General features: G+C 57.9%; 5 protein-coding genes. 3 read left to right on the top strand and 2 right to left on the bottom strand.

The features are described 5' to 3' along the window. A partial coding sequence (locus tag ACRC1E_RS03045; protein WP_438513634.1) for a DNA internalization-related competence protein ComEC/Rec2 occupies positions 1 to 1,620 on the top strand: 1,620 nt, incomplete at its 5' end. Here ACRC1E_RS03045 and ACRC1E_RS03040 read toward each other — a convergent pair. Both ACRC1E_RS03040 and ACRC1E_RS03035 read right to left on the bottom strand, forming a co-directional pair. Beyond that, positions 1,602 to 2,369, bottom strand: coding sequence for a ParA family protein (locus tag ACRC1E_RS03040; RefSeq protein WP_438513633.1), 768 nt, complete (start codon positions 2,367 to 2,369; stop codon positions 1,602 to 1,604). The genes ACRC1E_RS03045 and ACRC1E_RS03040 overlap by 19 nt on opposite strands. A gap of 28 nt (positions 2,370 to 2,397) precedes the next feature. Further along, positions 2,398 to 2,931: a surface-adhesin E family protein gene (locus ACRC1E_RS03035; protein WP_438513632.1), complete on the bottom strand. Its 534-nt coding sequence runs from the start codon at positions 2,929 to 2,931 to the stop codon at positions 2,398 to 2,400. Positions 2,932 to 3,030: 99 nt separating this feature from the next. Here ACRC1E_RS03035 and recQ point away from each other — a divergent pair, with 99 nt between their 5' ends. Together recQ and argJ are read left to right on the top strand one after the other, a co-directional pair. Further along, positions 3,031 to 4,827: a DNA helicase RecQ gene (gene recQ / locus ACRC1E_RS03030; protein WP_438513631.1), complete on the top strand. Its 1,797-nt coding sequence runs from the start codon at positions 3,031 to 3,033 to the stop codon at positions 4,825 to 4,827. Between the two features lie 73 nt (positions 4,828 to 4,900). Beyond that, positions 4,901 to 6,118, top strand: coding sequence for a bifunctional glutamate N-acetyltransferase/amino-acid acetyltransferase ArgJ (argJ, locus tag ACRC1E_RS03025; RefSeq protein ID WP_438513630.1), 1,218 nt, complete (start codon positions 4,901 to 4,903; stop codon positions 6,116 to 6,118). Positions 6,119 to 6,414: the final 296 nt, after the last annotated feature.

Genomic DNA, 6,414 nt, shown 5'->3' with positions numbered 1-6,414 from the left:
GTCGGGGCGCAGGGCGCCTTGCCGCGTGATGTGTGGCGCGAATTATCCGCGACCGGAACCACTCATCTGGTCAGTGTTTCCGGTGTGCACGTCACCATGGTCGCGCTATTGGCCGGTATCCTGATGCGCGGCTTGCTGCGGCTGTTGCCGCGCCTGAGCCGTTCACCGCAGATGATGTGTGTATTGGTCGGGGTGGGGGCGGCCTGGGCTTACGCCTTGTTGGCCGGCTTTTCGGTGCCGACCCAGCGCACCGTACTGGCACTGGCCTTTGCCGGCTTGATGTTGTTGCTGAGGCGCGGGTTTACCCCGTTTCAGGTGTGGTGGAGTGCACTGGCGCTGGTGTTGCTGATCGATCCGTTTGCGGTGCTGGCGCCGGGGCTGTGGCTGTCCTTCGGTTTGGTCGCCGCACTGGTCATCACCGGCATGGCGCGACGTCATCCGCTTAAAGGGTGGCGTCGTGTTATCGACGGGCAGTGGGCCGTGCTGGTGGTGTCGCCGTTGCCGCTATTGTGGTTCTTCGGACAGTTGCCGCTCATTTCGCCTCTGGCCAACCTGTTTGCCATTCCGTGGGTCAGCCTGCTGGTGACGCCCTTGGCACTGGCCGGGCTATTCGATCCCAGTGGCCTGCTGTTGCAGTTGGCGGGTCTGGCGGCGCAGGGCTTTTTTGCGGTGCTGGGCTATCTCGCCCGTTTCCCTTCTCTGGCCTTGCCAGCGGCGCCGTGGCCGCTGACTTTGCTGGCGCTGGCCGGCAGTTTTTGTCTGCTGCTGCCTCTGGCTTGGGCGCAGCGCCTGCTGGGCACTTTGATGATGGTGCCGCTATTCTGTTATCAGCCCCCGTTGCCCGCGGCAGGCAGTTTTCGTGCGCAGCTGATCGATGTGGGTCAGGGTTTGTCGCTATTACTGCAAACCAGGCACCATGCCCTATTGTTTGATACCGGTGCCGGTGAGGCCGGACGCATCCTATTGCCGCAATTGCAGGGCTTGGGTGTCCAGCGGCTGGATGTGCTGCTGTTGTCGCATCACGATGCCGATCATATGGGGGCGGCACCTTCTTTGCTGGCCGTTTTACCCGTGTCGCGAATTCTGTCCGGGCAGGTCTCCAAGATGCAGGGCGATGGCATCGCGGCCGCGCCCTGTGTCGCGGGGCAGAGCTGGGTATGGGATGGGGTGCGTTTTGATATGCTGGCGCCCGGGCCACAGGAAGCGACGGCCGATGATAATGCCGCCAGCTGTGTTCTCAGGGTCGCGACGCAACAGCAGGCCTTACTGGTCACCGGTGATTTGCCGCAACAGCAGGAGCAGCGTCTGGTCGAACGCTATGGCACCGCCTTGCGTTCCAGTGTACTGGTGCTGGGGCATCATGGTAGCCGCACCTCCAGTAGCGCCCTGTTTCTGGACGCAGTGTCCCCGTACTGGGCCTTGTCCAGTAACGGTTATCGCAACCGTTATCGTCATCCGCATCCCGAGGTGCTGGCACGCGTCGCAAGCCATGGTGCACGGGTGTTGCGCACCGATCAGGCCGGTGCCTTACGCATCGAGGTCTCCGATACTGTCACTATCCGGGCGTGGCGCAAGGAAGCGCCACGCTACTGGCGCTTCCGTCAGGCGGTTAGCGATTGATACAGCGCGCTGAAGGCTTGGGATAATTTATGCCGTGGTTCCAGATAAATCATCGGGCTGCATGCCTCGTGCGACTCACGGATCTTGACCGAGGCCGGTAGCGGCGGGTCGAGTACCGGCAGACCCTGCGCACGCAGTTCTTCGACCATGCGCTTGGGCAGGCTGGCGCGTGGCTGGTATTGGTTGACGACGATACCCTCGATGGACAGTGCCGGATTATGGTCGGCGCGGATTTCGGCAACACTATCCATCAGCCCGAGCAAGGCATGGCGGGAGAAAGTGTCACAGTCAAAAGGAATCAGGCAGCGTTCGGCGGCGATCAGCGCCGAGCGGGTGTAGAAATTGAGCGCGGGCGGGGTGTCTATCCAGATTTCGTCGTAATCGTCACCCAGTGCATCCAGCGCTTCTTTCAGCTTGAACATCTTGTAGCGCGACTCCAGCTTGATCATCAACTCGGCGAGTTCCGGATGCGAGGCCATCAGCGAGAGGCCGGGAAAGCGGGTTTCGCTGATAAAACTGCTTGTCTTTTTGCCGAACAGGCTGATGCTGAGCATCTGCTGGAACAGGCCGGCGGCGCCCTGACGGGGGTCGGATGCGGTGTCGCCGGTCAGGTAATGGCTGCTGTTGCCTTGCGGATCGAGGTCGATGACCAAGACCCGCTTGCCCAGGCTGGCGGCGATGGCCGCCAGATTAACGGTAATGGTCGATTTGCCGACCCCGCCTTTTTGGTTGAAAACGACTCTGCGCATGGGCTCCGTTCCGGCGGAGCCTCACGCCTTAGCTGGCTGTGGTTCCGCACACATATTCGAATTGCTGGTAGCTTGCCGAATTGCGTACAACCGGCATAGCGCTAATTTGATTGTCATTATATGTGTAGTTGGTGATTGCACGGCCATTTTCATCAAACAGATTCATGCCGGAAAGGCGGATATTGCGTGCCTTGCAATCGACCAGCCAGCGGTTGACCGAAAACTTGTGCCGGGGCGTGTTCAGAAAGTTTTCTTTGCTTGGATTGAAGATGGTTTTGCGGTCACGGTAAGCAAATTGCCCATCCCTAAGCTTACGGATGCTCAGCCCGTCGATTTCATGCAGGATATTGCCGCTTGGGGAAACCCCCAGGTTGTGCCATTCGGCGTTGGCAAGCGGACGGAGTTCGCCTGTCGCGCCGCTGTCCAGCGGTTTGCTGCTTTGGGTGGCGCAACCGGCCAGAAAGACCGTAGTCAGTAAGGTGCTGCGTAATAGATGCTTGAACATGAAAACCTCCATAGCGTGCAGTCTCGCATATTCACGCCATGAGGTCAGCCTGTTCATGGAGGTGCCGATGTATACCGGCTTGCCGTGACATAAGGCAGCTTGGGTACACTTTGCGCTTACAATGGGTGCCTTCCTGTTTTTCGATCGCTATAAACCATGCGCGAAGCCCTAGATATTCTGCAGAACCTGTTCGGTTACCCCGAGTTTAGGGGAGAGCAGGCCCAGATCATCTCCCAAGTGGCAGAAGGCGGGAGCGCGCTGGTATTGATGCCTACCGGTGGCGGCAAAAGCTTGTGCTTCCAGATTCCGGCCTTGATGCGCGATGGCTTGACCATCGTGGTTTCACCCTTGATTGCACTGATGCAGGATCAGGTTGCGGCTTTGACCGAGCAGGGCGTTGCTGCGGCCTGCCTGAATTCGGCAACCGAGCCTGAAGCCGCGCGCCTCATCGCAGAGGAAGCCAGCAATGGCACACTCAAATTATTGTATGTCGCCCCCGAACGCTTGCTGCTACCGCGATTTCTCGACTTTCTGGCCGGACTCAAGTTGGCTTTGTTTGCCATTGATGAGGCGCATTGCGTCAGTCAATGGGGGCATGATTTCCGTCCCGAGTACCAGCAACTGGGAGTCTTGGCTCAGCGCTTCCCCGGCGTACCCCGTATCGCACTGACGGCGACGGCGGACCCGCAAACCGAGGCAGATATCCTGCATTACCTGCATCTGTCCGATGCGCCGGTATTCAAGTCCAGCTTTGACCGACCGAATATTTTCTATCAAGTGATAGAAAAGCACGAGGCCAAGAAACAGGTGCTGGCGTATATCCAGCGCGAGCACCAAGGCGAGTCCGGCATCGTCTATTGCCTGTCGCGCAAGCGGGTCGAGGAGTTTGCCGCGTGGCTGGCACAAAACGGAATTCATGCCCTGCCTTATCACGCCGGGATGACGCATGGGGCTCGCCACGCCAACCAGCGCCAGTTTTTGCGCGAAGATGGGGTTGTGATGGTGGCTACGGTGGCTTTTGGCATGGGAATAGACAAGCCGGATGTGCGCTTTGTGGCCCATGTCGATCTACCCAAAAGTCCGGAGAATTTTTATCAGGAGTCCGGGCGTGCAGGGCGTGACGGTCTGCCGGCATCGAGTTGGCTGTGTTATGGCCTGAACGATATGGTGCAGCTGACACAAATGATTTTGAATTCGGAGACGGCCCAGCTGCAAAAAGAGGTCGAATTATCCAAGCTCGATGCGATGGTAGCGTTCTGTGAGACCGCGGGCTGCCGCCGCCAGCTGATACTGACCCATTTTGGCGAGGGCAGTGAGCCATGCGGCCATTGCGATAACTGCCTCAATCCGCCGCTGACTTTTGATGCCACCCAGCCTGTACAAAAGCTGCTGTCGTGTATCTGGCGGGTCGGGCAGCGTTATGCCGCGCGTCAGGTTATCGATGTGCTGCTTGGTCGCAGCAATGCGCAGGTGACGCAAGCCGGCCATGAGCAACTGTCCACCTTCGGTATCGGCAAGGAGTACTCGCAACGGGCATGGCGCTCTCTGGTGCGCCAGCTGGTAGCCAAAAAAATCATCGAAGTGGATATTAGCCACGGGCAGTCGCTGATCCTGACGGAAGCCAGTCGTGCCATCCTCAAGGGGCAGGAAAAAGTCTTTCTGCGCCCCTTGGCCGATGATAGCCGGGCCAAAACCAGCAGCAGCGAGCAATGGCTGCGTACCGAGCGTGAGGAGCGGGTGTGGCAGGCGCTTAGGCGTTGGCGCAAGGGCATGGCGGATGAACACAATGTGCCGGCCTATGCCATTTTTTCCGACAAGACCTTGCGCGAGCTGGTTGAAAAGCGCCCGGCGTCTTTATTTGATCTCAAACGTATCTATGGCCTGGGTGAACTCAAGCTGGCCCGCTATGGCGAGGCGCTATTGGTTTGCCTGAAGCAGACGCAGTCTGATTGATGGTGGCGTAGCGCGCAGGCCAGCATAAATCCGCTACAATCGATGCCAATAACATTTTTTATGGAGATGTTTGATGGCAGTCAATCTTAAACCGCTAGCAGAACAAAATCTGCTGGCAGTGGCCGGGGTCGAGTTGATGGTGGCCGAGGCCGGTATCAAAAAAGCCAATCGCAAGGATTTGCTGGTGATCCGGCTGGATGAAGGGGCAACCGTAGCCGGTGTCTTTACCCAGAACCGCTTTTGTGCCGCACCGGTACAAATCTGCAAGGCCAATCTCGAGCAAGGGGTGGCTGTGCGTGCGCTGGTGATCAATACCGGCAATGCCAATGCCGGCACCGGCGCTGCCGGGCGTGAACACGCCTTACAAGTGTGTGCGGCACTCGCCGAGGATTTGGGGTGTCAAACCGAGCAGATCTTGCCGTTTTCCACCGGGGTCATCCTAGAGCCATTACCGGTCGGCAAGATTATCGAAGCACTGCCCGGACGGCGCACGGCTTGCTGGGCAGAAGCGGCTGAGGCCATCATGACCACCGATACGGCGCCCAAGGCCGCCAGTCGTACACTGGTGCTGGATGGCGTTTCGCTGGTACTGACAGGTATCGCCAAGGGGGCGGGCATGATCCACCCCAATATGGCGACCATGCTGGGCTTTATTGCGACGGATGCCGCCATTACGCAGCCGGTATTGAACCAATTGATCAGGGAAGTTGCCGATCAGTCGTTCAACTGTATCTCTATTGATGGTGATACCTCGACCAACGACAGCTTTATGCTTGTTTCGTCGGCAAAGGCAGGGGGGGCGCTGATCGATTCGGTTGACCATTCCCATTACGTACCATTTAAGGCCGCGCTGCTTGATCTGGCGCACGAACTGGCGCAGGCCATTGTGCGCGATGGCGAAGGGGCCACCAAATTCATTACTGTTAAGGTGGAGGGTGGGCGTGGTGTGGCTGAGTGCAAGGACATCGCGTACGCCATTGCCCGTTCGCCGCTGGTAAAAACCGCTTTTTTTGCTTCTGACCCGAATCTGGGGCGTTTGCTGGCCGCCATCGGCTATGCCGGCGTCCATGATCTGGATGTAGATAGGCTATCGCTTTATCTGGATGATGTTCTGGTGGCATGCGAGGGCGGGCGCAATCCAGCCTACCAAGAGACAGATGGGCAGCGGGTGATGCAGCAAAGTGAAATCACCGTGAGGGTTGTGCTGGAGCGTGGTGTAGCAGAGGCGACAGTATGGACTTGCGATTTTTCTTATGACTATGTCCGGATTAATGCCGATTACCGTAGTTGAACAAAACCTGTCCGGCGATGGATTGCCATTGCCGGGGTTTTTCTGACGGGCCGGTGGTTGGTAAGTTGCATTAAAACAATGAGTTGAACTTGCTTTGCTGTTTTTTGGCGGCTAATGCCTGTACTTTTTGTATTGTCGGGCTTGACGCCCCTGTCGGTAGTGCGTATATTTCGCCTCCTCAGCTGACGCCGCAAACGAAACAAGCGGATCGGCACTGCTCTTTAACAACACGAACAACCGATAGGTGTGAGTGCTTGGCGATGCCAAACACTCGCACTGCAAGAAGATTGGAAACG

Origin of the sequence: Craterilacuibacter sp. (genome assembly GCF_051659485.1) — a bacterium.
GTDB lineage: Bacteria > Pseudomonadota > Gammaproteobacteria > Burkholderiales > Chromobacteriaceae > Craterilacuibacter.
The sequence above is the reverse complement of the archived record's forward strand: the minus strand, read 5'-3'. Positions and strand labels throughout refer to the sequence as shown.

What these genes read in the sequence shown, in the direction of transcription:
- ACRC1E_RS03040 (WP_438513633.1), bottom strand. Translation starts at nt 2,369, where the DNA reads ATGCGCAGAGTCGTTTTCAACCAAAAAGGCGGGGTCGGCAAATCGACC.
- ACRC1E_RS03035 (WP_438513632.1), bottom strand. Translation starts at nt 2,931, where the DNA reads ATGAACAGGCTGACCTCATGGCGTGAATATGCGAGACTGCACGCTATG.
- recQ (WP_438513631.1), top strand. Translation starts at nt 3,031, where the DNA reads ATGCGCGAAGCCCTAGATATTCTGCAGAACCTGTTCGGTTACCCCGAG.
- argJ (WP_438513630.1), top strand. Translation starts at nt 4,901, where the DNA reads ATGGCAGTCAATCTTAAACCGCTAGCAGAACAAAATCTGCTGGCAGTG.